This window comes from Pseudomonas sp. W2I6, assembly GCF_030815935.1.
GTDB lineage: Bacteria > Pseudomonadota > Gammaproteobacteria > Pseudomonadales > Pseudomonadaceae > Aquipseudomonas.
In genome coordinates, this window is the sequence record NZ_JAUSXJ010000001.1 from 2,441,841 (window position 1) to 2,466,514 (window position 24,674).

Annotated in this window: 17 protein-coding genes; 6 read left to right on the forward strand and 11 right to left on the reverse strand. The window is 60.8% G+C overall.

All coding sequences use genetic code 11. The features are described from left to right. Window positions 1-36: 36 nt before the first annotated feature. The 6 genes from QF039_RS11575 to QF039_RS11600 form a co-directional block, all read right to left on the reverse strand. Window positions 37-2,976, reverse strand: coding sequence for a TonB-dependent receptor (locus QF039_RS11575; protein WP_307518180.1), 2,940 nt, complete (start codon window positions 2,974-2,976; stop codon window positions 37-39). Window positions 2,977-3,167: 191 nt separating this feature from the next. Further along, window positions 3,168-4,121: a FecR domain-containing protein gene (locus QF039_RS11580; protein ID WP_307518182.1), complete on the reverse strand. Its 954-nt coding sequence runs from the start codon at window positions 4,119-4,121 to the stop codon at window positions 3,168-3,170. After that, a complete protein-coding gene (locus QF039_RS11585; protein WP_003217684.1) occupies window positions 4,118-4,630 on the reverse strand; it encodes a sigma-70 family RNA polymerase sigma factor in 513 nt (170 codons plus the stop codon). Before QF039_RS11585 ends, QF039_RS11580 begins: the two co-directional genes overlap by 4 nt. A 181-nt stretch (window positions 4,631-4,811) precedes the next feature. Then, window positions 4,812-5,750, reverse strand: a complete 939-nt coding sequence (locus QF039_RS11590; protein WP_307518191.1) for an AraC family transcriptional regulator — start codon at window positions 5,748-5,750, stop codon at window positions 4,812-4,814. Between the two features lie 17 nt (window positions 5,751-5,767). Continuing rightward, window positions 5,768-6,610, reverse strand: coding sequence for an oxidoreductase (locus QF039_RS11595; protein ID WP_003217687.1), 843 nt, complete (start codon window positions 6,608-6,610; stop codon window positions 5,768-5,770). 68 nt (window positions 6,611-6,678) lie between these two features. Then, on the reverse strand, window positions 6,679-7,905 hold the full coding sequence (locus tag QF039_RS11600) for an MFS transporter (protein WP_177021095.1): 1,227 nt from the start codon (window positions 7,903-7,905) through the stop codon (window positions 6,679-6,681). 159 nt (window positions 7,906-8,064) lie between these two features. Between QF039_RS11600 and QF039_RS11605 the strand changes: the two genes are divergently transcribed. Then, complete coding sequence (locus QF039_RS11605) at window positions 8,065-9,534, forward strand: NAD-dependent succinate-semialdehyde dehydrogenase (RefSeq protein WP_307518196.1); 1,470 nt, start codon at window positions 8,065-8,067, stop codon at window positions 9,532-9,534. 79 nt (window positions 9,535-9,613) lie between these two features. Here QF039_RS11605 and valS read toward each other — a convergent pair whose 3' ends face one another. After that, window positions 9,614-12,181, reverse strand: a complete 2,568-nt coding sequence (gene valS, locus QF039_RS11610) for a valine--tRNA ligase (protein WP_307518198.1) — start codon at window positions 12,179-12,181, stop codon at window positions 9,614-9,616. A 140-nt stretch (window positions 12,182-12,321) separates the two neighbouring features. Here valS and QF039_RS11615 point away from each other — a divergent pair, with 140 nt between their 5' ends. Together QF039_RS11615 and QF039_RS11620 are read left to right on the forward strand one after the other, a co-directional pair. Continuing rightward, window positions 12,322-13,299, forward strand: a complete 978-nt coding sequence (locus QF039_RS11615) for an NAD(P)/FAD-dependent oxidoreductase (RefSeq protein WP_307518200.1) — start codon at window positions 12,322-12,324, stop codon at window positions 13,297-13,299. After that, window positions 13,253-13,450 carry a hypothetical protein gene (locus QF039_RS11620; RefSeq protein WP_307518201.1) on the forward strand — a complete coding sequence of 66 codons (198 nt, stop codon included), beginning with the start codon at window positions 13,253-13,255 and terminating at the stop codon, window positions 13,448-13,450. Before QF039_RS11615 ends, QF039_RS11620 begins: the two co-directional genes overlap by 47 nt. Before the next feature lie 12 nt (window positions 13,451-13,462). Here QF039_RS11620 and QF039_RS11625 read toward each other — a convergent pair whose 3' ends face one another. From QF039_RS11625 to QF039_RS11640, 4 genes are all read right to left on the reverse strand, one after another. Then, window positions 13,463-14,065 (reverse strand): dTMP kinase, encoded by a 603-nt coding sequence (locus QF039_RS11625; protein WP_307522955.1) that lies wholly within the window; start codon window positions 14,063-14,065, stop codon window positions 13,463-13,465. A gap of 32 nt (window positions 14,066-14,097) precedes the next feature. Further along, the gene (locus tag QF039_RS11630) at window positions 14,098-16,044 is read right to left on the reverse strand and encodes a PAS domain-containing sensor histidine kinase (RefSeq protein WP_307518203.1); all 1,947 of its coding nucleotides are present in this window, start codon (window positions 16,042-16,044) and stop codon (window positions 14,098-14,100) included. A gap of 96 nt (window positions 16,045-16,140) precedes the next feature. Continuing rightward, complete coding sequence (locus tag QF039_RS11635) at window positions 16,141-17,472, reverse strand: LLM class flavin-dependent oxidoreductase (RefSeq protein WP_003217715.1); 1,332 nt, start codon at window positions 17,470-17,472, stop codon at window positions 16,141-16,143. Between the two features lie 23 nt (window positions 17,473-17,495). Beyond that, entirely contained in the window at window positions 17,496-18,452 is a 957-nt protein-coding gene (locus QF039_RS11640) for an ABC transporter substrate-binding protein (protein WP_307518206.1), read from the reverse strand. A 409-nt stretch (window positions 18,453-18,861) separates the two neighbouring features. Here QF039_RS11640 and QF039_RS11645 point away from each other — a divergent pair, with 409 nt between their 5' ends. The 3 genes from QF039_RS11645 to QF039_RS11655 all read left to right on the forward strand — a co-directional run bounded on the left by QF039_RS11645 (window position 18,862) and on the right by QF039_RS11655 (window position 24,671). Beyond that, window positions 18,862-20,397 carry an efflux transporter outer membrane subunit gene (locus tag QF039_RS11645; protein WP_307518208.1) on the forward strand — a complete coding sequence of 512 codons (1,536 nt, stop codon included), beginning with the start codon at window positions 18,862-18,864 and terminating at the stop codon, window positions 20,395-20,397. Window positions 20,398-20,501: 104 nt separating this feature from the next. Then, window positions 20,502-21,614, forward strand: a complete 1,113-nt coding sequence (locus tag QF039_RS11650) for an efflux RND transporter periplasmic adaptor subunit (protein ID WP_008433355.1) — start codon at window positions 20,502-20,504, stop codon at window positions 21,612-21,614. A 9-nt stretch (window positions 21,615-21,623) separates the two neighbouring features. Beyond that, window positions 21,624-24,671, forward strand: coding sequence for an efflux RND transporter permease subunit (locus tag QF039_RS11655; protein WP_177021088.1), 3,048 nt, complete (start codon window positions 21,624-21,626; stop codon window positions 24,669-24,671). Window positions 24,672-24,674 lie beyond the last annotated feature (3 nt).

The following is a 24,674-nucleotide window of genomic DNA, read 5'->3' on the forward strand; positions in this document are numbered from 1 at the left end:
AGCACCGGTTAGACCGTTAGCGCATGTGCTTATGCGCTACTTACCGAAGTGGTAACTCACGTCCAGCCAGACCTGGCGGCCATAGGGGTCGTAGTTGCCGCTGGGGTAATACGGCCAGCCGGCGGAGTCATCGTGCTTGACCTGATTGAGCAGGTTGTTGACGGTCAGGCCGACACTCGCCTGCTCGTTCACCTGGTAACGGGCGCTGGCGTTGAAGGTGGTCCAGGGCGACAGGCGCCCATCGCCGGCGCCATTGGTCACGCTGCCGTAGCGAATGCCGGTCAGCGTGGTGGTGAGGTGCTGGTAGTCCCAGGTCAGGCTCGCGTTGACCTTGCTGCGCCAGTCGTGGTTATCGGTGCTGGAGCGCAGGTTCTGGGTTTGCGCATCGTCCGATTCCTTGAGGTAGTGGGACAGCACCAGGCTGTAGCCAATCGCCGAACTGAACGCGCCGTACGGGCCTGCGCCCCAGCGAATATTACTCTTGAGGTCCAGGCCGCTGACCCGCTCGCTGGCGGCGTTGATCGCATTGACCTGCACCCGTTGCAGCACGTTCGGGTCCACTGCCGCCGTGCTGGCATTGCGCTGGATGCGTGCCAGGACGTCGGCGCAAGTGGTCGCATCAAGCTGGCCGTTGCGGCACTGGTTTTCCTGTTGCAGCAAGCGGTTGATGTCGACGGTGGTCAACAGGTCCTTGATTTCGACGCGCCAGAAATCGGCGGAGAAATCAAACTGATGCGAAGGCGACCAGACAAAGCCATACGTCCAGGACTTGCCACGCTCGGAGGCGAGGTCCGAATTACCGGTCTGGGTGTAATCCACGCGGCCTCGGTCACACGCCCCTTCTACGCCCTTGCTGCAACCGTAATAGTCGATCTGGTCAGGCGTGTAGCCATTGGTCGCGGCCTGGTAGAGGTAGTTGAGGTCGGGTGCGCGAAAGCTGGTGCCGTAGCTACCACGAAACAGCAGGCTGGTCACCGGGCGCCATTCCAGCCCCAGGTTGTAGGTTTTTTGTTGCTCGGTGCGGCCACTGAATTTGTATTGGTCCCAGCGCCCGGCCGCCGAGGCGAGCAAGGTGTCGGTGACGGGAATGCTCAGCTCGCCACCCGCGGCGTAGCGGTCACGCGAACCGCCTGAATTGGAGGCCGGCGTGGTGTTGTAAAACGTGCCGTCATTGAGTTGGTCGTCGACATCGACGCTGTAGGATTGCCGCCCCACTTCGGTCACACCGGCAAAGCCCACCGGCCCGGCGGGCAGCTCGAACAGGTCGCCGTTGATGTTGGCGCTGAAGGTTTGGGAAACCGATTTACTCTTCTGCACCAGGTTGCCGCGAAACTGATCCCACTGCTCCGGAGTCAGCGGCTGGTCCAGCCGCGAAGGGTCTGGCGCGAAGACCGGGTGCCCGTCCTGCGTGCCCAGTTGCGGCCCGAGGTAGTAATCGCGGATGCCGCTCAAAGGCGTGTAGCGGGTGGTGCGGTCGCTGGTGTACTCGGAGCGGTTCGCCGCAATCTGATAACCCCAATCACTGTTGGTGAACTTGTCTTCCAGGCCCAGGGTGCCGGTCCAGGACACTTCGCGCCATTTGCTGTTGTTGCTGGTCTTGCCACCGATTTCCTCGCTGGAAAAGTTGCGTGACCAGCGCTCCAGGTTACCGGTGTTGCGGTTGATAAAGTCCGGCGAGGTGAAGCTTGGGCCGCGCGTGTTGTTCTGCGTGTGATCAAAGCCAAACATCAAGTCGGCGAACACTTTGCCGGTGTCGCTGAAGTGCCAGGTGCCGCGCGTGTAGCCGTCATAGTTTTCCTTTTGCGCCTGCAAGGTCCAGTAGTCGTTGTAGTACTGGTTGGTGGTGCAGCGGGTGCTGCTGCCACCGAGCTTGCCGTTGTAGATACCGCCGTAGGCACCGCAGCCGGGGCCGAGGTAGGCGCCGCTGTCGAGGTTACGGCGGTAGCCCACATCCTTGGCCGGGCCGTCGCTCATAAAGCCGCGCTGGTTGGCCCAGATCGGTTGGCGCTGGGTCAGCTCCAGGCCGAATACCCCGTCAAAATCGCCCCAGGTCTCGCCGCCGCTGATCTGCAGGCGCTGGTTGTCGCCGCCGCCACGCTCGGCGGCGCCACCACGCAGATTGACGTCCACGCCGCTGATCTTGTCTTTGAGGATGATGTTCACCACCCCGGCAATCGCGTCGGAGCCATACACCGCCGAGGCGCCGCTGCTGAGGATCTCGATACGCTCGATCATCACCGCCGGGATGTTCGCAAGGTTGGTGAAGTTGACCGCGCCGTCGTACGCCGTGGGGTAGTCGGCCACGCGCCTGCCGTTGATCAGCACCAGCGTGTGGTTCGGCCCCAGCCCTCGCAGGTTGAGGGCACTGGCGGCCGGCTGGAAGGTGTTGCCGTAGTCTTCGCCCTGGGTCATGCCGGTGTTCTGGGTTTGCGAAGCGATGGCGTCGTAGACGTTTTTGTAGCCCCTGCGGGTGACTTCGTCAGCGGTGATGACCGTGACCGGCGACGGCCCTTCAACCTGGGCACGGGCAATGCGTGACCCCGTGACCACGACCTTTTCCAACGCTACATCGCCCGGGACTTTCGCCGCCGTGGGCGCAGCCTTGACCGCCGCTGCAGGTGGCTTGGCCGCCCGGCGCAGGGTCCAACCGCCGTCGCCACTGGGCACGGCGTCGAGGGCTGCACCGCGCAGTGCCTGTCGCAGCGCTTGCTCGGTGGTGAAGGTGCCCCGCACCGGCGCGCTGGTCAGGCCTTGCACAAGGTCTTGCTGGAAGGAAATGATCTGCCCGCTGCTGCGTGACAGGGTCAACAGCGCTTGGTCGAGGGGGCCGCTGGCGATATCAAAATCAAAAGTCTGGGCGGTCGATATCGCAGACAGCGGCTGTGCCAGCACCGCCGTGCCATGTCCCGCCAAAGTCAGGCCAATCGTCAGAGACAGTGCCGCCAGAGATGCGCGACTGAGAGGTTTGAGTTGCATGGTTGAGGTTCCCATCATTGATATGCCGTTGATGGGTTGAACAACAGATCGGGGTTTTTTATAGGCAGCCGTTAGGCTAAAAAAGCATGGGTTTATAACGGCCCGAAACAACACTGCCAGGCAGATACACCCTGGCCTGTATTGGGTTGTGCAACAGTGGCGGGGGTTTTATAGGGCTGGGAAAATTATTTTTATCGACGCTCGATACTGACCCAATAAGGGCTGTGATAATCGATCTGCACCGGCAAGGATTTGGCCAGCAATTGCAGGGCGCCCTGGCTGTCGTCCAGCGGGAAAATCCCGCTCAGCCTCAGGCTCGCCGCCTCTGGGCTGACGCGGATGATGCCGCGCCGGTAGTCACGCAGGGCTTGCACCACTTCACCCAATGAGCGGTCACGCACTTCCAGCAAGCCTTGGGTCCACGAGGCCTCGCCGCCGCTGGCGGTTTCCAGGTCGAGGATGCCGTGGGCATTGAACGTGGCTTTCTGGCCGGCACTGATCACCTGCACAGCGCCGTCGCGCGTGGTGATTTCCACTTGGGAATGCAGCATCGTGATTTGGGTTCGATCCTCGCCCTGCTGTACCAGAAACCGCGTACCCAACGCGCGCATGCGGCCGTGTTCGGTCTCGACGATAAACGGTCTGAGACTGTCCTTGAAAACGTCGACCAGCAGCTTGCCGTCGAGCAACTGCAACAGCCGTTGCCGAGCATCGAAATGCGTCAGCACCTTGCTGCGCGCATCCAGGATCAATGCACTGCCATCCTCCAGCGTGAGGTTCAGGCGCTCGCCCGTACCGGTGCGCAAGGCGCCCAACGGCAACCAGCTGTCGGACAGCCGCGTGATCAGACTTCCAAACGACACAACGCCAACCAGCGCCAGGGTATTGCGCAAGAAGCGCCGGCGGCCCGACGGTGCGTTGAGGGTGTGCAACAGGCTGTCGCGGGGCATGCGGCGCAGTTCGTCATTGTTCAGCACGGCCGGAACGCCGCCCATCATGTTGAAGATTTCGGCACGCCGTGGGTCGCCCTCACTCCAGCGACGGAACGCCTGGTGCTCCTGAGCACTGGCGTGCCCGGATTGCAGCAACGCCATCCACTGTGCTGCCTCGTCGATGATCGCCTCATCCGGCGCGCTGTGGCTCATGGCTGTGTCATCGCCAGGTAGCAGCGCTTGAACGCATCGGCCATGTACTGCTGAACCCGGCTGACCGAGACCTGCAGGCGCTCGGCGATCTGCGCATAGGTCAAACCGTCCAGCTGGTGATACAAAAACGCCGCCTTGGCCTTGGCCGACAAACCGTCGAGCAAGCGGTCGACTTCCAGCAGCGTCTCGATCAACAGCAAACGCTCCTCGGGCGACGGGTGCACCATCATCGGCGCCTGGGCCAATGCTTCCAGGTAGGCACGTTCCAGGTCCTGGCGACGCCAGCCCTCATACATCAGGCGCCGCGCGATGGTGGTCAGCAACGCCCGCGGCTCGCGGATTTGCGAAGGGTCGGGCAATGCCAGTACCCGCAGGAAGGTCTCCGATGCAATGTCCTGAGCCCCATGGGCGCAACCCATCGCCCGGCTTACCCGCGTGCAAAGCCAACTGTAGTCACTTTTGAACATCTGCCCAATCAGACCGAAATGTGGGTTCTGATTCACACCCATTGCATGCTCCATGCGAATAAAGGCCATTCAGCCTGGCGGTTGATGAGCAATGGAAAGCCATCGCTGGAGGCGGACTTTGCATGAGGGGAGCATAGGTTAGGAAAGAATAAAAAATAACAGCAGCCTGTCAAATTGGCATATGCAGAAAAATCAGATACGGGGCAGCGCCCTGGCTGTCAGGTCAGTGCGAAGACACATAGACAGAAGGCTGCACCGGCGCTGGCAGCGAATAGGTTGCTTTCATCCATTCGACTTCAGCATGGGGTGTGCGGCCGAAGTAGCGCTTGAACTCTCGGCTGAACTGCGATGCGCTTTCATAGCCCACGTTAAAAGCCGCAGATGAGGCCGACATGTCGTCGCGGAGCATCAACAACCTTGCCTGGTGCAGACGCGTCGATTTCAGGTACTGCATGGGTGAGGAGTCGGTGACTGTTCGAAAGTGCAGATGAAAGCTGGGTACGCTCATACTTGCCTCCTGGGCCAGGCACTCGACGTCCAGCCGCTCCTGGTAACAGCTGTGTATCTTGCGAATGGCGCGGGTCACCTTTGCGAAATGGCCTTGCTTGCCAAGGGCCGCCCGCATGGACCCTCCTTGTTCACCTGCGATGATCCGGTAGTAAATCTCGCGCACCAGCGAGGGGCCGAGGATCGGGCCATCGACCGGATGGCTCATCGCTTCGAGAAAGCGCAGTGTGGACTCGCGCAACATCTCGTCCATCGGCGAGGAATACATGCCTTTGGGACGTTCGTGAGTCGGACCGGATTTTTCGTCAATTTCCAGGATCAGTTCGCCAGCGAGTTTGAAATCCAGGCGCATGTATACCGCCAGCATCGGTTCCTCTTCGCTGGCGTCAGTTTCCATGGTGAAAGGCACTGGCACAGACACCACCAGGTAGTGCTGGGCGTCGTAAAGGTAGACCTCGTCGCCCAGATAGCCGAGCTTGCGCCCCTGGCACAGGATGACGATGCCAGGCTCGTAGAGCACTGGCGTGCGGGTCAGCGGGCGATTGGAGCGCAGGAAGCGTATGTCTTCCAGTGCGCTCAGGTTGTAGCCCTCCACGGGGGCCAACTGCTCCATCAGTTGGACCATGCGCCGGGTTCGCGCTGCAAAATGATTCATAGGCCCCTCTTGCGGTTTCACGAAGCGTGACCATCCGTAGAGCGTGTCAGTGCTTCCCATTGGTCGATGTCTCGCAGGGATTGCGTCAGCTTTTCGCGCACAAAGCCTATGGCATCGCTGCCGAGCAGCAGGTGGGCCGGTGGGTTGTCGCTGGCGATCAACTGCAGCATGGCTTGCGCAGCTTTTTGCGGGTCCCCCAGTTGGTGGCCGCTTTTCGCTTCGCGCGCCTGGCGTACCGGATCAAAGCTGGCATCGTAGTCGGCGATGCTGCGGGGCGTACGCTGCATCGAGCGGCCGGCCCAATCGGTGCGAAATGAGCCTGGCGCCACGGCGGTGACAAAAATGTTGAATGGCTTGAGTTCTTTGCTCAGGGTGTCGGAGATGCCTTCCAGCGCGAACTTGCTGGCGCAGTAGTAGGCGATACCCGGCATCGTGATGGTGCCGCCCATGGACGTGATGTTGATGATGTGCCCGCTGCGGCGCTGGCGGAAGTACGGCACGAACGCCTTGGTCACGGCAACGGCGCCGAACACGTTGACGTCGAACTGACGACGCATTTCTTCCAGCGGCGACTCTTCGAAAATGCCCTCATGGCCGTAACCTGCGTTGTTCACCAGGACATCCACCGGGCCGTAGCGGGTCTCGATCTCGGCAACGACGCTGTCGATCCGCTCAAAGTCGGTGACATCCAGGATCACGCCATGAGCACGCTCCGCTGATAATGCCTCGAACGTTTGCAGCGCGGCTTCGTTTCGAACGGTACCAATGACACGGTGGCCTGCAGCCAGTGCCTCGGTCGCGAGGGCCTTGCCAAAGCCGCTGCTGATGCCGGTGATGAACAGGGTTTTGCGAGTGCTCATGGAAATTCCTCTCGGTTACTGAGTGCTAATGGTAGCCAAGCCACCGCTGGCGACCTATGCCGGATCATCTATGAGGCTTGCCTATTCCTATTTGCTTGGCGAGGAATGGCTTTGCTGCCCTGGCGAGTTCTGGAAAAAGCGGCGCTGCCGACACCTGCCGCAATGGACAGCAAGGCCCCGGCCGCCGCCATCCCTGGCCAGCCATAGCGCCCCGCGGCAGCAGCGCCCAACGATGAACCCAAGGCACCGCCAATAAAGTAAATCATCATAAATACCGTATTCAGGCGGCTGACGGCATCCGGTTGCAAGGCCAGTACCTGGGTTTGATGGGCCAACTGGTTGGCACGATTGCCCAGGTCGATACAGGTGGCAGCGAGTACCACCAGCGGTATCAATTTGGCGTCTGCGGCAAACACCAATGCCAAGAACGCCGCCAGCACCAGCGTGGCCCCAAGGCAGGACAGGCGCAAGCTATGCTGTCGCGTCCAGCGCCCCAGGGTCGAAGCACTGACAATGCCAACCACGGCCGACAGCCCTATCAATCCTGACTGCAGGGTGCTGAATCCATACGGTGGCCGCGCCAGCAAGCCTGCCATCGAACCCCAGAACACATTGAGTGCGCCAAACAACAAGCCACCGCACAGCGCAGAACGCCACAGTGACGGATAGCGCCGGAGCAGCCCTCCCAACGAACCCAGGAGCGCGCCGTAGGGCAAGCTAATGACAACCTCGCTGCGCGGCATACGCGAGGCAATCGCCAGCAGCACCAACACATCCATGCCTGCCGCTGCAGTGAACATTCCTCGCCAACCCAACCAGTGCCCCAACGCACCACTGACCGTACGTGCAAGCAACCCGCCAGCCGACAATCCGCTGACCATAAGGCCAAGCACCCTGCCCCGATGCTGCGCATCCACCCACGTCATCGTGCCCGGGATAATGATTTGTGCACTGATGGCCGATACCCCGATCGCAACGCTGCTCACTAACAGCGTGCTGTAACTTCCGGTGCTGGCACACCAAAGCAAACTGACGATGTTGCCTGCCAGCAAAGCCATGATCAGGTTGCGGCGTTGCACGCGGTCGCCCAGCGGTACAAACAGCAACAGGCCCAGCGCGTAGCCAAGTTGTGTGGCGGTCGCGACCTGGCCGGTGTGCGCAGGCGACACCGTAAAGCTGGCACCGATCAAGGGCAGCATTGCCTGGTTGTAGTACGCGGTGGCAACCGACAGTCCGCAGCAGACAGACAATACGATGGCGTCAAATGCGTTCAGCGCTTGTTGGGTTGATTTCATGGCGCGCTCCTGGTTGAGCCTGCCACGTTAGGCAAGGCATCGCCCGATGAAAACGCCTGAAAGCATCAGGGTCTTGCTCATTCCTCTCTGTGCTTGCTTCGTCCAGGCACACCCCTCGTGACATCGCCCGGCAGTTATTGGATTAGGCAAGCAAAGGAGATGAACCGGTATTCGCGCCATGTCTGCCGCGCCTTACCTTGGGCGCTCAGCTTCTGCGCTGATGAATACTCAACTATTGGAGATAAGCCCATGTTAGTCGTCTACAACCCGGCCGATGGCAGCGAAGTCGGCCGCGTGGCCAAAAGCAACGCAGCACAAGTAAAGGCTGCTGTAGATCGTACCTGTGCAGCGTTCCCGGAATGGTCATCGAAACTGGCCAGGGAGCGCAGCGATATTCTGCGGCGCTGGCACGACAGCGTTAAGGATGATAAGGAAGCCTTCGCCGAACTGATGTGTCGGGAGAACGGCAAGTGCCTTTCTGAAGCCCGAGGCGAAATCGACTACGGGTTGGGGTTCATCGAGTGGTACGCCGAAGAAGCCAAGCGCGTCTACGGGGACACTATTCCTACCCACGATAAAAATGCCAATGTGGTTGTCACCAAGGAAGCTATCGGGCCGGTCGCCGCGATCACCCCCTGGAACTTCCCCTTCATGATGATTACCCGCAAAGTGGCGACCGCGCTGGCCGCAGGTTGCACCATGGTGATCAAGCCCGCAGAAGACACGCCGCTTACTGCCTTCAAGTTGCTGGAACATGCCCGCAAGGCGGGAATTCCTGAAGGTGTATTCGAGGTCATCGTCGGTGATCCCAAGGAGATCGGCCTGATCCTGACTGGCGATCCGCGCATTCGCAAAATCTCGTTCACCGGTTCGACCGGTGTAGGCAAACTCCTGGCTTCACAATGTGCGGCGACGGTAAAAAAAATGACCCTGGAGCTGGGTGGCAATGCACCCTTCATCGTGTTCCAGGACGCAAATATCGAGGAAGCCATCAAAGGCCTGGTGGGTGCAAAGCTGCGCAATTCCGGGCAGGTGTGTATCTCGCCTAACCGCATCTTCGTGCAGAACACTATTTTTGAAGACTTCGTGAAGCGCCTGAAGGAAAGCGTAGCCAGGATCGATGTTGACCAGGGCATGCGTGAAGACTTTGTGGTGGGGCCGTTGGTCAATCAGACGGGTTTTGACAAAGTTGTATCGCTGGTGGAGCAAGCCAAGGCCGCCGGAGCAAAAGTCCTGATGGGCGGCAAGCCTCACGCCAAGGGCGGTCTGTTTTATGAGCCGACTGTGCTGACCGGCTTGCAGGATGATTCGCCGCTGGCCACCAGCGAGATCTTCGGCCCGGTCTTCGCCATTTATTCATTCAAGGATGAGGAGGAAGTGATTGCTCGCGCCAACCAGACTGAGTTCGGCCTGGTCGCCTATGCCTACACCAGCGCATTGGGGCGCTCATTGCGCCTTTCCCGCCAGTTGGAGGCGGGCATGGTGATTCTGAACTCGGGATCCGTGGGTACCGTGTCGATTCCCTTTGGCGGTATCAAGCAGTCCGGTTACGGTCGCGAAGGCAGTTACTACGGGATCGAGGAGTACGTACACGTCAAGTATGTGCTTATGGCCGGCGCACAATTCTGAAAGGTGGGGTGGCATAACAGGCTTGCATGGTCCGGCCCGCCCCAGTGGGTGTCACTGAGGCGGTCGGCACCACTCCACGTTACGTCAGCCAGACATCGACCTGCCGCTCCGCGCCCTCTATAAACACCAAGGCCTCGACCTGCCCCGCCTCTATCAGGTCTTGGCTGACGCCTTTTATCAGTTCAAGCTGCGCGGCGCTGTCGACCAGCTCAACACGTGCTACCGGAGCCTTCATGGATTGGCTGGCGTCAGACTTTGCTTTGCGAATCGCAGACAGCACGCTGCTCAGGCTCATCAATAACTGTTCAACAGCCGCGTCAGGGCAAGCGCCCCCTTGCGGCCAGGGCGCCTTGTGCACTGAGCCGCACTTCCAGGATTGCCAGACCTCCTCACACACAAAGGGCAGAAATGGCGCAAACAGTCGCTGCTGCACGCTCAGCGCATGTGCCAATGCATTACGCGCCGAGTAGCCGTCGGGTCGATAGGCACGACGCTTGACCAATTCGACGTAGTCATCGCAAAACCACCAGAAGAATCCTTCGATACGCGACAACGCCCCGCTGTAGTCATAGGCCTCCAGCGCGACGGTAGCGTCCTGGACTACGCCACCCAAACGTTCAAGCATGGCTTGATCCAGCGGTTGGTCGATATCCCCGGTGTCATCCTTCGCAAAGCCTTGAACCAACCTCGAAAGATTGAACAGCTTGACGGCCAGGCGGCGGCCGATTTTCATCTGCTGCTCTTCAAAGGCTGTGTCACTGCCGAGCCGCGCCGAGGCAGCCCAATAGCGCACGCCGTCACTTCCATACTGGTCGAGCAAGGCTTGAGGGGTGACCACATTCCCCTTGGACTTGGACATTTTCTTGCGATCAGGATCAAGGATCCACCCGGAAAGCGCGACGTTGCGCCATGGCGCGCAACCGTGTTCAAAATGGCTGCGTACCAGTGTCGAGAACAGCCAGGTTCGGATTATGTCGTGACCTTGGGGCCTGAGGTCCATCGGGTATATTTTGGCAAACAACCCATCGTCCTCTCCCCAGCCGCCGGCAATCTGAGGCGTCAGGGAACTGGTGGCCCAGGTGTCCATGATGTCTTGTTCACCGATAAACCCGTTGGGTTGACCACGCTGCTCGGGTCGATACCCAGGCGGTGTATCCAGGCCCGGATCAACAGGCAGGCTTGCCTCACTGGCGATAATCGGAGCGCCATGCTCGGCTTCGCCTTGTGCGTCCAGGCGATACCAGAACGGAATCGGCACGCCGAACGTACGTTGGCGACTGATTAGCCAGTCTCCATTCAACCCCCCTACCCAATGCTCGTAACGCCTGAGCATGTGCGGCGGATGCCAGTCCAACGCCTGGCCAGCGTCGAGCAACACGTCCCTCAGGTTCGCGTCGCGTCCGCCATTGCGCAAGTACCATTGCCGCGTCGCGAGAATTTCCAAAGGCCGGTCGCCTTTCTCGAAGAACTTTACCGCGTGGTTAATCGGTCGTGGTTCATCTCGCATGGCGCCGCAGTCACGCAACATCGAAACGAGCTGCGTACGAACCTGGGACAGGGTACGGCCGGCCAGGCCTGCGTAGGCCTGTTGGCTGCGCGGAGTCGTCAACCAGGAGGGCGTCTCAAGTAACAGGCGCCCGTCCTTTCCCAGGACTGACCGTGTGGGCAGCTGCAACTCCCGCCACCAAATCACATCGGTTAGATCGCCAAAGGTGCAGACCATCGCCAACCCGGTACCCTTGCCGGGGTCACCCAAAGGGTGGGCCAGCAGCGGAACGTCCAGGTCAAAAATCGGCGCACGCACGGTCTGCCCGAACCTCGCCTGATAACGAGCGTCGTCCGGGTGAGCCACCAGCGCCACGCATGCCATCAGCAACTCAGGTCGAGTCGTAGCAATCTTCAGTTCGGCACCATCAGACGCGTCGAAGCCGAGTTCGTGATACGCACCCGCAACCTCGCGCTCCTCAAGCTCTGCCTGGGCTACGGCCGTCTGGAACGTCACATCCCAGAGACACGGAGCCTCCTGGCTATAAAGTTCGCCACGCTGGTAGTTACGCAGTAACGCGCGCTGACTGGCTCGTTGGGAGCGTTCATCAATGGTGGCGTATGAAAGACTCCAATCAACGGACAAGCCCAGTTGCACGAACAGTGCACGGAACGCTTGCTCATCGATGGCCGTCAGCTCATGGCACAACTCGATAAAGTTGCGCCGACTGATGACGGCAAAGTCAGCCCGTTTTAATGGAATTGACTCGGAGGGTTTGAAGCCAGGCTGGTAAGCGGCCAACGCGTCGCAACGTACGCCGTAGAAATTTTCGACCCTGCGTTCCGTCGGCAAGCCATTGTCGTCCCAACCCATGGGGTAGAACACAGCCTTGCCGCGCATCCGCTGGAACCGGGCGATGATATCGGTGTGGGTGTAGCTGAAGACATGGCCAACGTGCAACGAACCTGAGGCTGTCGGTGGCGGCGTGTCGATGGAGAATACAGCGTCGCGTTGGGCGCTGTGGTCAAAGGCATACGTGCCTTCGAGCTGCCAACGCTGAGACCAGCGTGTTTCGAGGTTTTCAAGCGAGGGGGTGACGGTTTGATCGTTTAGAACTTCATCACGTTTAACGGTGACATAGCTTCCTCCTGTCAACATCATGGGGCGCAACAACGGTTGTGCGCCGAAGCAAACTTTATATTCAATCGCCTGCGGAAAGTAAACCCCTTGAACCAGGCCATTTTTTCCACAAAATAGCGTAAAAACAGTCCGGAAGATTTCTCACATTCAACAGGTACCCTATGCACACCCCCGTCACAATCATCGGTGCTGGCCTGGGCGGTCTCATCCTGGCTCGCGTGCTGTACGTCCACGGTATTGCCGCCACCGTCTATGAAGCAGAGCCGTCGGCAACCGCACGTGCCCAAGGCGGGATGCTCGATATCCACGACTACAACGGCCAACTGGCCTTGCAGGCAGCGGGCCTGACGGACGAGTTCCGCGCGCTTATCCTGAAAGGTCGCGAGGCGACTCGGGTGCTTGATTGGCAGGGTGCCACTCTGTTGGATCAACCCGACGACGGCACAGGCGGCCGTCCCGAGGTCATGCGTGGCGAACTGCGCAAGATGCTCCTCGATTCACTGCCCGCCGGTACTGTGCGTTGGGGCCACAAGGTCAAGAGCGTGCGCGCCCTCGGCGAGGGTCGCCACGAAGTGACCTTCGCCGACGGCACTTGCGTTGCCACCCACCTGCTGGTTGGCGCGGACGGAGCCTGGTCAAAGGTCCGGCCGCTGCTCAGCGACGCTGCCCCCGAGTACATGGGCCGCTCGTTGATCGAAACCTACCTGTATGACAGCGACGCCCGGCACCCGGCCACCTCCAGGGCGGTAGGTGGCGGTGCGATGTTCGCACTTCAACCGGGAAAAGGGATCCAGGCGCACCGTGAGACGGGCGCCACGCTGCACACCTACGTAGTGCTCACCGAATCCCAAAGCTGGTTTGCCGCCATCGATTTCACCGACACGCCAACGGCGGCGGCACGGATCGCGCAGGAATTCGCAGGCTGGTCCCCTGCCCTCACGGCATTGATCACCGACAGCGACACCGAACTGGTATGGCGCCCGCTCTTTATGCTGCCGGTTGAGCACCGCTGGGAGCGGGTGCCGGGCGTAACGCTGATCGGTGATGCCGCACACCTTGCGGCCCCCGAATGGCGAAGGTGCCAACCTGGCCATGTACGATGGTGCCGAACTCGGCAAGGCCATCGCCTCATACCCTGATGACGTCGAAGCCGCCCTGGGCGAATACGAACAGGCCATGTTCCCGCGCAGCGCGCAAATGGCTGCCGAAGGGAATGAACTGCATGAGTTGCTGTTTGGTGACGATGCACCCTATAGCCTGGTCAGCATGTTCAACGGGGCAAGTGCCTGAACAGGGCTCGGGTCAATCACACTGGAAGGACTCAAGGACGTTATAAATTTCGGCAACCACCTGCCGTGTCGCGCCCTCAATGGTTCCTTCATTCCGGCATAACACCCAGCCGTGATCCGCAACCGCTCGCTCGAACGCCCGGGTACAGGCGACATGTTCTGCCAGCGTGTGGATCACGGTACTGCTCAGCCCACGCCGGCGTGCCGCGGCCCGTGCCCATGAGATATCAGGGTCAGTGACGACCCCGATATGCAGGTCCGGCACTTGCACGTTTCGATCAATGTTCAACTGCAGGATTTCTGCCAGCGGGACTTCCCGGCGAAACGCGGCATCAGACGGGTACCAGCGGTCGATCAGGACGATGCTGCCTGGAGGCTGTCTAGCCAGCACGTGCCGGGAAATCCACGCGCGGCTATCAGCGAAGCGTTCACAAACCTCCCACTCCAGATCCAGGCCGGGATGCCTGGCGAGTCTGTTAACGAGGGTCATTGTTTCACTTCTGAAGGGATCGCTTTTTCTCTCACAAAGCCGGATCACCATTCTGTTGTCAGCCCTAAGCGCTTTTGTTACGGCCTCCAGCAATGTGGTTTTGCCAGTACCCTTGGGGCCATCCATGGAAACAAACAACGGACGGCCAGCCGCCTGACTCAACACGGCTTGTCGGTCCGGCTGCGCATGGTTTCGGCGATCACCCTGGCCAGTGCAGATTGATCGAATGGCTTGGGTAAGCGCGTCAATGTGGTCTTGAGGTCCAGGGAGATTTCCGCAAAGCCTGAGGAAAGAATGATGGGAAGGTTGGGATACAACGACTCGATGTTGCCGGCAAGCTCGATCCCGGTCATGTCCGGCATTGCCATGTCTGTCACGACCAGGTCAAAGCACGCGCCTTGCGCCAGGAACGCCAACGCGGCATGCCCGTCTCCTGCCGACACAACATGATGGCCCAGGTCTTCAAGCATCGCCCCGGTGCTGATCAGCACCAGCGGGTCGTCATCTACCAGCAGAATCTCGAGGCTTTGCTGATGGGCTGCATCGGGTGTATCTGCAGTTGATGCCAGCGCCGCAGACTGTGTGGTGTCGGTCACCGCCACCGGTAACCAGAGCTCTGCGGTTGTGCCCTCTCCTACCCGGCTCTTCAGCACAAAGTGGCCCTGTGACTGTGCCGCCAGGCCATGCACCATCGAAAGCCCAAGCCCGGTGCCTTTTCCCGCTCCCTTGGTGGTGAAGAACGGCTCCATGGCCCGTTGCAAGGTCGCGTCACTCATCCCGGGGCCGGTGTCGATGACAGAGATGCAAATCAGTCTTTGCGAGTCATTCGCCCCGTCGGGAAACGCATCCTCCCGCGCTGAAATCAGGATCCTGCCCCGACCTTCCATTGCGTCCCGAGCGTTGATCACCAGGTTCATCACAGCCATTTCCAGTTGGCTCATGTCGACCAATACCGGCCGCAGGATCAATGGGAACTGTGTGTCGACGTTGATGCCTGCGCCCAACATGCGGGACAGCAGGTCTGACATGTTGCGGATCAGATCGCCCACATCCACAGGCTGAGGGTCAAGCTCCTGGCGACGGGCAAAGGCCAGCATGCGCTGAGTCAGCGTTGCGCCCCGCTGGGCGCCCGCGATTGCATTATTCAGTAAGGCGCAGGTTCTCGAGTCCTGCGGGACACGCTTCTTGGCGAGTTCAAGACTCCCCAGAATCACCATCAGGAGGTTGTTGAAATCATGGGCGATGCCGCCGGTGAGCTGGCCCAGGGACTCCATTTTCTGGGATTGGAATAACGCCTCTCGGGTTTCCTTGATCTCCTGTTGAGCCTGCACGCTTTCGGTAACGTCCCGGGTGATCTTCGCAAACCCCACCAGCTCACCCAGTTCATTCTTGATCGGGTCGATAACCACATGGGCGAGGAATCCCGTGCCGTCCTTGCGCAGGCGCCAGCCCTGCCCTTCGTAACGACCTTCCCTGACCACCGTTTCAAGGGCGCGCTGCGGGACATTGTGGTCTACGTCCTCACGCTGGAAGAACATGGAGTAATGCCTGCCGATGACTTCTGCCGGCTGATAACCCTTGATGCGCTGGGCGCCGGCGTTCCAGGTGGTGATCACGCCGTTGGGGTCCAGCATATACAGCGCGTAGTCGGTGACGCCTTGCACCAGCAGGCTGAATTGCTGCTCGCTCTGGCGCAGCGCCTGTTCCGCAGCCTTACGCTCGGTCAGGTCCCGTGTGACCTTGGCGAAGCCAATCAACGTGCCGTCGTCGGCGCGTATCGGGTCGATGATCACCAGTGCCCAGAGACGAGTCCCATCCTTGCGGATGCGCCAACCTTCGCCCTCGAAGCGCCCTGACTGCTCGGCGCTCTTGAGTGCCCGGCCCGGCAAGTCCGAGGCCAGGTCTTCCGGGGTGTAGAACAGCGAAAAATGCCTGCCCAGCACTTCACTCTGTTCGTACTGCTTGATCTTTCTCGCCCCGGAGTTCCAACTGCGAATCAAGCCGTTCGTATCAAGCATATAGATGGCATAGTCGACCACTGCGTCGACGAGCAGTCGATACCGGTCGTCCTGATTGAAAGGCCCTTGCGCAGGATGGGATGGCATCAGGAAAGTCTCGGGACAAATGAGTGGCTTGAACCCTCAGTATGTCTAAAAAAATCCCCGGCCCACCAATTTATTCATCTGGACAGTTGTTTTGAGTCAACCGCCGCCGTTGCGCGCAAACCGTGGAATCTTCAATCCCAGGCTTTCCCGCAAGGTCGTACCTTCATAAGCCGTGCGATACACGCCGCGCTCCTGCAACAACGGGATGACCTCGTGCGTGAAGCGCTTGAACTGCTCCGGATGGCCGATGTAGATATTGAAACCATCCACCGCGCGGGCTTCAAGCCAGTCAGCCATTTTCCGAGCGACGGTATCCGCCGATCCGACAAACGCTCCCGGGCGCAGTTGCCGCCCAAACTCCACCGCCTGGCGCAATGTAAAACCTTTCTCCCGTGCCTGATCGGCAATGCGTTTGGCCGCGGTAAAAAAGCTGCTGCGTGCCGCCTCCAGGCTCTCCTGCGGGAACGGCGCATCAAGGTCGTACTGGCTGAAATCATGCCAGCCGAAATTGCGTCCGAACTCCTTCAGCGCCAGCTCGAAACTGTGGTCGGCCTGATGGTAGTGCCGCTCGATTTCACGCGCCTGTTCATCGGTATCGCCTACATAAATCTCGGCGCCGGGCATCACCAGCAATTGCTCCGGGTCACGGCCATGTTGCAGCGCCCTGCCCTTGATATCCCGATAAAAAGCCTGGCCCTGCTCGATGCTGGCCGCATGGGTAAAGATCACATCGGCCGTGGCCGCACCGAGGTCGCGGCCTTGTTCCGAATCGCCAGCCTGGAAGATCACCGGTTGGCCCTGGGGTGAGCGCTGGATATTCAGCGGCCCGACCACGGAAAAGTGCTCGCCCTTGTGATTCAGGCTGTGGAGTTTGGCGGGGTCAAGAAACCGGCCGGTGGCGCGGTCACGCACGAAGGCATCTTCCTCATAGGAGTTCCACAGGCCCTGCACGACCTGGACGTGTTCGGCCGCCCGGCCATAGCGGGTGTCGTAGTCATAATGTTCGTCGCGGCTGTAGTTGCCGGCGGTACCGGCGTCGCCGCTGGTGACCACGTTCCAGCCGGCGCGGCCTTTGCTGATCAGGTCGAGTGAGGCCAGGCGCCGCGCGACGTTATAGGGCGAGTTGTAAGAGGTCGTCAGCGTACCGACCAGGCCCAGGTGCCGGGTGCTTACGGCAAGTGCCGATAACAGCGTCAGCGGCTCCAGCCGGTTCAGGTAGTGGGATGGCGAACCCGGTGTGATGAATTGGCTGTCGACGATGAACATCAAGTCGAACAATGCCGCCTCGGCCTGGCGTGCAATGTCGATGTACCAGTCGACGTTGACGCTGGCATCGGCCGGCAATTGCGGGTCGAGCCACAGATTGTGGCGGCCGGGCCCGCCGCAGCCCATGGTCAGGGCGCCGAGTTTGAGCTGTCTTTTAGTCATGTCCAACGTATTCCTGGAAACGTTCAGGGCTGGGTTCTGGCGACGGCTGGTTGCAAGGACGCCGCGAAGGAGTCGTCGAACAGCTTGGCTGCCGGGTAAGACTTGACCAGTCCCTGGCTTGCGAAAAAGTCCACGGTCTTTTGTGCTTCTACAGGCGACTGGGCTGTCACCGGTTCGACCGTCGTGCGTGCCCGGGCAAACCAGGCGCGGGCAATGTCGGCATCTGCGCGGGTGCGCTTGGCCCAGGCATCTGCATACGCGTCGGCGTTGGCCGGGTTTTGGCGCGTCCAGTCACGGGCTTTCTTCAGACGTTGGAGAAAATCGCTGATTTGCGCACGCTTGTTATCGACGGCCCTGGTGCTGGCGGCGACGAAACTCTGAGCCGGGATCAGCCCGTCTGCGGTCGCCAATACCCGTGCGCCCTGGCGTTCCTGTTGGGTGACGTAGGGTTCCCAGGTGGCGATGACGTCGACCGAACCGCCTTCCAGTGCGTGGGAAGCATCCAGTGCACTGAGGTAGCGCAACTCCAGGGCGTCCTTCGGCACGCCGGCCTTATCCAGTGCGGTCAGCAGCAGTTGCTGGCTCCAGGAGCCTTTCCAGATGGCGGCGCGCTTGCCTTTGAGGTCCGCAAGGCTGTGGATCGAGGAATCCTTTTTCACCAGGATGGCCACGCCCTCGAGGTTTTGCCGGCTGATGGCAATCACCTTGATTGGCGCGCCGAGTGCACCGAGGAACAGCACGGGCGCATCGCCGAGCAGGCCGATGTCGAGGCTGTTGGTATTGAGGGCTTCCGCCACCGGAGACCCGGCGGTGAATTGCTTCCATTCAAGGGTGTAGGGCAGATCATCCAGCACCCCCGCCGCTTCCATCACGGCCTGGGCGTTGTAGCTTTGGTCTCCGACCACCAGCGTTTGCGCGTTCGCGGTCAGGCACAGCAGCGTGGCGGCCAACCCGGCCGCCAGTTTTGTCAGGTAACGCACGTTCGTCTCCAGATGCCTTCTCAAGCATTGAAAGTCGATCCGCGCGTGCGGTCTCGGCAGTGTTCGTAGGGAGGGCTACGATGAGGGGCTGACGGCCGCATGTAAAATACTTATAACGCATAACCTAATTCGATATTAATGCGTTAAATGCATTTTTGTGGGTGGTCGGCGCGCACGGACATTGCGTACCCGCCTGCACCACCTACACTGATTTGAATTCGGCGACTCTCGCGCCATTTTTTCAGCCGTATGGCCCGATGCCCGCGCACTCATTGCTCAACAAATAAAGCAGTTAACCAACTGATTAATCAGAGTAAATATGAAAGAGCAGCCTCGGCAGCTTGCATCGGCACGGCAACCAGTGGCGCACAGCCGCGCCCTTTTTCGACCACCCCACCTTCTGGCTCCGTTGAGCCTGCTGTGCATCGCCCTCGCCGGCTGCACCGTCGGGCCCGATTTCGCGCGCCCTGAGGTGCCGGCGAACGCCGATTATTCACGAGAAAAACTCACCTCCACCACCAAGGCCGATATCGACACCGGCGGTGCGGCGCAGCGGTTGATCGCCGGGATGGATATTCCCGGGCAATGGTGGACGCTGTTCCGCTCACCGGAACTGAACGCGCTGGTGGAGGAAGCCTTGCGCGCCAACCCGGATGTCACCGCCGCGCAGGCGGCATTGCGCCAGGCCAACGAGCTGGTCTATGCCGACCAGGCGTCGCTGTTTCCCTCGGTGAGCGCCAACGTGCAGAAAGCCCGCGAGAAAGTATCGGGCGTCACCTCGGGCCTGCCGGAGTCGCCGATTCTCACGGTGAGTTCGGCGTCGCTGAGCGTGTCCTACGCCCCGGATGTGTTCGGCGGCACGCGCCGGCAAATTGAATCCACCTCGGCCCAGGCCGAGTACGAACGCTTCCAGTTGGAGGCGACCTACCTCACCTTGACCTCCAATGTGGTGAACACCGCAGTCAGCCTCGCCTCTATACGCGACCAGATCGCCGCCACCGAAACCATCATTCGGCTACAGAGTGATCAGCTCGACGTCCTGCAGGCGCAGCGCCGGCTGGGTGCGATCGGTGACACCGACGTGCTCACACAGCAGACCGCGCTGGCGCAAACCCGTGCCACCTTGCCGCCCCTGCAAAAGCAGTTCGCCCAGACCCGCAACCAGTTGATGGCCTACCTCGGCCGGTTTCCCAACCAGGACCGGGACGAGCGCTTCAACCTCGCCTCCCTGCACCTGCCCGAAGAACTGCCGCTCAGCCTGCCTTCGGCCATCGTTGGCCAGCGGCCCGATGTGCGCTCTGCGCAGGCGCAACTGCATCAGGCCAGTGCCAATATCGGCGTGGCCGTCGCCAATCAGTTGCCCCAGTTCAGCATTACCGGGTCGGTGGGCTCCACGGTGGCCAGCGGGACCAAATTGTTTTCGGCGGGCAGTGGGGTCTGGAGCCTAGCCGGGTCGATCACCCAACCGATCTTTGATGCCGGCGCACTCGAACATCGCAAACGCGCTGCCGTGGCCGCCTATGACGAGTCGGCAGCCCGCTACCGTGGCACGGTGATCGGCGCGTTCCAGGACGTGGCCAACGCACTGCGGGCGCTGGAGGCGGATGCCGATGCGCTCAACCAGCAGGTAGTGGCCGAGCGCTCTGCCCAAGCCAACCTGGACCTGGTGCAGGCGCAGTTCAAACTCGGTGCCGTGGCGTACATCAACCTGCTCACGGCCCAGCAAACCTACCAGAACACCGTGCTGGCCCGGGTCAGGGCGCAGGCCTCCCGCTACAGCGACACCACCGCGCTCTTCCAGGCATTGGGTGGCGGATGGTGGAACCGTACCGATGTGGACCCTGCCACCAAGGGCCGGCCTGATCGGTTCGGCCTGCCTTCGTGGAACGAGATCATGCCGGCCAGGAACGAGGCAGCGCCTGCCGATTCGGCACGGTTCAACTGAACTGAACTCTTGAAACAGCGAGAACATCCATGGCTGACGTCATAACCGCCTCTCCCCTGCCCACCGAGCCCGGCGCACCGCGCAAGCGCCGACTGTGGCGGCCGATGATCATCATGATCGTGGTGGTGCTGGTGATTGTGGCGATCATTGCCGGGGTGAAGTTCGTGCAGATTTCGGCGCTGATCGCCCAGTCGAAAATGCCCCTGCCCGCCTCCGTGGTCACGGCCATGAAGGTGCCGTTCAGCGACTGGCAACCGAATGTCAGCGCCGTGGGCTCAATGAAAGCGGTCAGGGGGGTGGATGTGACCACTGAAGTGGGCGGCATCGTGCGCACCATCGGCTTCACGCCCGGGCAAGAAGTGGCGGCCCAGGCGCTGCTCGTCCAACTGAATGCCGACTCGGACATCGCGCAACTGCATTCCCTTGAGGCCACGGCTGACCTGGCGGTGATCGTCCTCAAGCGTGACAAGGCGCAACTGGCGGTTAACGCCATCTCCCAGGCACAAGTGGACACTGACACCGCCGACCTCAAAGCCAAGCTCGCCGCCGCCGAACAACAGCGCGCGCTGGTGGCGAAAAAAACCATCCGCGCGCCGTTTGCCGGGCGCATCGGCATCACCAGCGTCAACCCTGGCCAATACCTCAACCCCGGCGACAAGATCGCCACGCTGCAAACCTTCGATCCGATCTACATCGACTTCACGGTGCCCCAGACTCAAATGGAGGCCATTGCCATCGGCCAAGGGGTTTCGGTAACGGCCGACGGCCTGTCGAATCAAACCTTCACCGGCAAGATCAGCACGATCGACACCCAGTTCGACGCCACCACGCGCAATGTCACCGTGGAAGCCACCGTCGACAACCCCAAACAGAACCTGGTGCCCGGGATGTTTGCCCGCGCCGTGGTCAACTCCGGTGCGACGCAGCGCTACCTCACCGTCCCGCAGACATCGGTGACCTACAACCCTTACGGCACCACGGTATTCATTGCCACATCGAGCAAGAACGACAAGGGTGAGGAAGTCCTCACCGCGCAACAGACCTTTATCAAGACCGGACCGACCCGGGGCGATCAGGTGGCGATCCTGTCGGGCGTGAAGGAAGGCGACCTGCTGATCACCAGCGGCCAGATGAAGCTCAAGAATGGCTCGCCGGTGAAGGTCGATAACAGCGCCGCGCCGCTGAACGATCCTGCGCCGACTCCCCAAGAACACTAAAGGTGTCCCATGAAGCTTACCGATACCTTTATTCAGCGGCCGGTTTGGGCGATTGTCGTCTCGCTGTTCATCCTGATCCTGGGGCTGCGCTCGATCTTCGAATTGCCGGTGAACCAATGGCCACGCACCGAAAATACCGTGGTCACCATCACCACCGCCTACTACGGCGCGGACGCCTCCACCGTTGCCGGCTTTATCACCCAGCCGCTTGAATCGGCCATCGCCCAGGCCCAGGGCATTGACTACCTGTCTTCAACCAGCATCACCGGTGTCTCGACGATTACCGCCACGCTGCGGCTGAATTACGACGCGAGCAAGGCCCTCACCGAGATCAACACCCAGGTCAACTCGGTCAAGAACCAACTGCCGGCGCAGTCCCAGGAACCGGTGCTGACGGTGGCGGTCGGGCAGACCACAGACGCCATGTACCTGGGTTTCTACAGCGACACCCTGCCCACCAACAACATCACCGACTACCTGGTGCGGGTGGTCAAGCCCAAGCTGGACTCAATCCAGGGCGTGCAAACCGCAGAAATCCTCGGCGGGCGCCAGTTCGCCCTGCGCGCCTGGATGGACCCGAACAAACTGGCGGCGCATAACGTGACAGCCCAGGACGTGTCCACCGCCCTGGCCAACAACAACTACCTGTCTGCCGTCGGTTCCACCCGTGGGCAAACGGTGACGGTCGACCTGACGGCCGGGACCGACTTGCACACGGTGGATGAATTCAAGCGGCTGGTGGTCAAGCAGAAAGGCGATGCCCTGGTGTACCTGGAGGACGTGGCCACCGTCACCCTCGGCGCCGAAAGCTACGACAGCAGCGTGGCGTTTTCCGGCAAGCGCTCGGTGTTCATCGGCATCAAGACGGCGCCGACTGCAAATATCCTGACGGTGGCCGACAGCGTGCGCGAGGCCTTCCCCGAGCTGCAATCCCAGTTGCCCACCGGGGTACGCGGCGAGATCGTGTATGACTCCACGGAGTTCATCAACACCTCGATCTATGAGGTGGTGAAGACCCTGGTCGAGGCGATGATCATTGTGTCGGTGGTGATCTACCTGTTCCTCGGCTCGTTCCGCGCGGTGATCGTGCCGCTGGTGGCGATCCCGCTGTCGCTGGTCGGGACCTTCTTCATCATGTACCTGCTGGGGTACTCGATAAACCTGCTGACCCTGCTTGCCCTGGTATTGGCGATCGGCCTGGTGGTGGACGACGCGATTATCGTGGTGGAAAACGTCGACCGGCATATCAAGGAAGAAGGCAAAGGCGTGCTGGAGGCTGCGCTGGTTGCCGCGCGGGAACTGGGTGGGCCGATCATCGCGATGACCGTGGTGCTGATCGCGGCCTACGTGCCCATCGGGCTGCGCAGCGGCCTTACCGGTGCGCTGTTCAAGGAGTTCTGTTTCTCGCTGGCGGGTGCCGTGACTGTGTCGGCCGTGGTGGCGTTGACGCTTTCGCCGATGATGACCTCCCGGCTGTTCAAGACCGGGCAGGAAGAAGGTCGTTTCGCCCGCAAGCTCGATCAGTACTTTGACTGGTTGCGGGGCCGTTACCACCGCGTACTCTCGGGCGGCCTGAACGTATGGCCGGTGCTGGTGACGTTTGGTTTTGTGCTGTTCCTGCTGGTGGCCGCCAGCGGCATGACCGCCAAAAGCGAACTGTCGCCCACCGAGGACCAGGGGCTGGTGTTCATGCAGATCAAGGGCCCGCCCACTGCCTCGCCGCAGCAGATGGAGCGCATCGCCGACCAGGCCTTCCAGATCGCCAACAAAGAGCCGGAATACGCGCAGATGTTCCAGCTGACCGGGTTGCCTATCCTCAACCAGGGCCTGGGCGGTGTGCTGCTGAAAAACTGGGGCGACCGCTCGCGCTCCCAGGCCCAACTGATATTGGAACTCCAGCAGAAATGGAACCAGGTGCCGGGCGCCACCATTGCGGCCTTCCCGCTGCCGTCGCTGCCGGGCGCCCAGGGCTTGCCGGTGCAGTTCGTGATCACCACCACCGACTCGGTGGAAAACCTCAACGAAGTCGCCCAGGCCGTGGTGGCCGAGGCCCAGAAACAACAGCTGTTCTATTTCTCCGACATGGACCTGAAACTCGACAAGCCACAAGCCAAGCTGGTGGTGGACCGGGAAAAAATCGCCGCACTGGGCATGACCCAGGCCGACGTCGGTGCGGCGCTGTCCGCGGCACTGGGCGGCAACTACGTGAACTACTTCTCCACTGCCGGGCGCTCGTACAAAGTGATTCCCCAGGTGTTGCAGGTTGATCGCCTCAACCCGGACCAGATTCTCGATTACTACATCCGCACGCCATCCGGCAGCATGATCCAGGCGCGCACCGTGGCGCATATCGAAACGTCAACCCAGCCGGAATCCATCAACCACTTCCAGCAACTCAACTCGGCGACCCTGTCGGGCGTCAGCGGCGTCGCCCAGGGCGAACTGCTGGCGAAACTGAACACCATTCTGACCAATATTGCGCCGTCGGGTTACACCTCGGACTTCTCCGGCGAATCTCGCCAGTTCATGCAGGAATCCGGCGGGTTCTTCGGCTTGCTGATGTTCTCGATCCTGATCGTGTACCTGGCCCTCGCCTTCCAGTTCGAGAGCTTCCGCGACCCGGTGGTGATCCTGTTCTCGGTGCCCCCTGCACTCTTCGGCGCGCTGGCGTTTATCACCATGGGGTTTGCCTCCATCAACGTCTACACCCAGGTGGGCCTGGTGACGTTGCTGGGGTTGATCACCAAGCACGGGATCCTGATCGTGCAGTTTGCCAACGAGTTGCAGCGCGCCGGTCACAGCAAGCGTGAGGCCATAGAAGAAGCCGCCGGCGTGCGTTTGCGGCCGATCCTGATGACCACTGCCGCCATGGTGCTGGGCGTGGTGCCGCTGGTGTGGGCCTCCGGTGCCGGGGCTGCGGGACGGCATGACATGGGCCTGGTGATCTTCGCCGGGTTGTCGATCGGTACCGTGCTGACGCTGTTCATGGTGCCTGCGATGTATATGTTCATTGGTTCAACGCACCATCAGGAGGCGGAACAGCCGGTCCCCGTGTAGGAG

What these genes read in the sequence shown, in the direction of transcription:
- QF039_RS11635 (WP_003217715.1), bottom strand. Translation starts at nt 17,472, where the DNA reads ATGACTAAAAGACAGCTCAAACTCGGCGCCCTGACCATGGGCTGCGGC.
- QF039_RS11605 (WP_307518196.1), top strand. Translation starts at nt 8,065, where the DNA reads ATGAACCGGTATTCGCGCCATGTCTGCCGCGCCTTACCTTGGGCGCTC.
- QF039_RS11620 (WP_307518201.1), top strand. Translation starts at nt 13,253, where the DNA reads ATGTACGATGGTGCCGAACTCGGCAAGGCCATCGCCTCATACCCTGAT.
- QF039_RS11575 (WP_307518180.1), bottom strand. Translation starts at nt 2,976, where the DNA reads ATGCAACTCAAACCTCTCAGTCGCGCATCTCTGGCGGCACTGTCTCTG.
- QF039_RS11650 (WP_008433355.1), top strand. Translation starts at nt 20,502, where the DNA reads ATGATCATCATGATCGTGGTGGTGCTGGTGATTGTGGCGATCATTGCC.
- QF039_RS11655 (WP_177021088.1), top strand. Translation starts at nt 21,624, where the DNA reads ATGAAGCTTACCGATACCTTTATTCAGCGGCCGGTTTGGGCGATTGTC.
- QF039_RS11625 (WP_307522955.1), bottom strand. Translation starts at nt 14,065, where the DNA reads ATGGATGGCCCCAAGGGTACTGGCAAAACCACATTGCTGGAGGCCGTA.
- QF039_RS11630 (WP_307518203.1), bottom strand. Translation starts at nt 16,044, where the DNA reads ATGCCATCCCATCCTGCGCAAGGGCCTTTCAATCAGGACGACCGGTAT.
- QF039_RS11600 (WP_177021095.1), bottom strand. Translation starts at nt 7,905, where the DNA reads ATGAAATCAACCCAACAAGCGCTGAACGCATTTGACGCCATCGTATTG.
- QF039_RS11590 (WP_307518191.1), bottom strand. Translation starts at nt 5,750, where the DNA reads ATGAATCATTTTGCAGCGCGAACCCGGCGCATGGTCCAACTGATGGAG.
- valS (WP_307518198.1), bottom strand. Translation starts at nt 12,181, where the DNA reads ATGATGTTGACAGGAGGAAGCTATGTCACCGTTAAACGTGATGAAGTT.
- QF039_RS11585 (WP_003217684.1), bottom strand. Translation starts at nt 4,630, where the DNA reads ATGGGTGTGAATCAGAACCCACATTTCGGTCTGATTGGGCAGATGTTC.
- QF039_RS11615 (WP_307518200.1), top strand. Translation starts at nt 12,322, where the DNA reads ATGCACACCCCCGTCACAATCATCGGTGCTGGCCTGGGCGGTCTCATC.
- QF039_RS11595 (WP_003217687.1), bottom strand. Translation starts at nt 6,610, where the DNA reads ATGAGCACTCGCAAAACCCTGTTCATCACCGGCATCAGCAGCGGCTTT.
- QF039_RS11580 (WP_307518182.1), bottom strand. Translation starts at nt 4,121, where the DNA reads ATGAGCCACAGCGCGCCGGATGAGGCGATCATCGACGAGGCAGCACAG.